The following is a 1,199-nucleotide window of genomic DNA, read 5'->3' on the forward strand; positions in this document are numbered from 1 at the left end:
ATCCTGAGTTTGGTAGCGAAGATGATTATTATCGTCATGAGTATTATGCTGATTTTGAAGGGTATTATGACGATGATAATGACAGCGAATATGAAAGTGATGCTGCGTAAATGACACGCGCGGGCGCGGCGGGGGCGCCCCCCTTTAAACATTTCATTTAAAAATTTAAATCTCTATAAAGGAATTGTGCTCATGCAAAAGAAGTTTGCACTCACAAATGAAACGCGTGTAATTAATAATCATACCCTTTATCGCATTAAAGCATTAAAAGACTTTGCTGATGTTAAAGCAGGTACTTTAGGGGGCTTTATTGAAAAGGAAGATAACCTCTCTCATGAGGGCAATTGCTGGGTCTATGATAAGGCTTGTGTTTATAATAATGCTCATGTTTCTGATCACGCTACAGTCTGTGATTACGCTAGTGTTTTCCATAATGCAAAAATTGAAGGCAATGCTAAAGTTTTTGATTGTGCAAAAATTTATGACAATGCAAGGGTTGCTGATCATGCCTTGGTTTTTGGAATAACTTATGTTTACGATCATGCCTGCGTTTTGAATCATGCTGAGGTATCTGACAGGGCTGTTATAAAAGGTCATGCTAAAATCTATGATAACGCTTTATTGACTGGCTATGCGCAAGCTTATGGCAATGCAAGAATTTATGACAATGCTCAAGTTTGGTTTTTTGTTGTGGTTGGTGATGATGCTTGTATTTATGAAAATGCAAAAATTACAGGCTATACATACATTTGTGATCAAGTGAGTGTTTTTGGCAATTCATATATAGATACCAAAAAATTGAATGGTCATATCAAAATTTGTGATCAAACCATAAAAGACGCTGCGTAAATAAGACGCGGGCGCGGCGGGGGCGCCCCTCTTTCAAATTTCCCATTCCAAATTTTAGCAAACGTTTATCACATTAGATTGTGAGGGTCTTCTATGTGCAAAAAATACGAATTAACCAGTGAAATCAAAAAAATCAAACATGCTCTTACTCGAAATATTATAAACCTTTATCGCATTCGGGCTTTAAAAGATTTTGATGATATAAAGGCGGGGTCTTTAGGCGGCTTTATTGAAAAGGAAGCCAATCTATCCCATGATGGCAATTGCTGGGTGTATGATGAGGCTTGTGTCTATGGTCATGCAAGAGTGTATGAAAATGCAAAAATACGCCATTTTTCTCAAGTCTGTGG

The 1,199-nt window shown here is 37.6% G+C and carries 1 protein-coding gene and 1 pseudogene; both read left to right on the forward strand.

Annotated features, from left to right (window positions below):
* Positions 1 to 192 precede the first annotated feature (192 nt).
* Positions 193 to 849 (forward strand): hypothetical protein, encoded by a 657-nt coding sequence (locus ACFIKG_RS09320; RefSeq protein ID WP_375652202.1) that lies wholly within the window; start codon positions 193 to 195, stop codon positions 847 to 849.
* 93 nt (positions 850 to 942) lie between these two features.
* A pseudogene (locus ACFIKG_RS09325) lies at positions 943 to 1,199 on the forward strand (hypothetical protein); the annotation flags it as partial.

Source organism: Bartonella sp. LB28NMGDW (genome assembly GCF_042194435.1).
In the GTDB taxonomy this organism is placed as follows: Bacteria; Pseudomonadota; Alphaproteobacteria; order Rhizobiales; family Rhizobiaceae; genus Bartonella; species Bartonella grahamii.

Excerpts from the sequence above, each read along its gene's own strand:
- ACFIKG_RS09320 (WP_375652202.1), top strand. The coding sequence starts at position 193 with ATGCAAAAGAAGTTTGCACTCACAAATGAAACGCGTGTAATTAATAAT.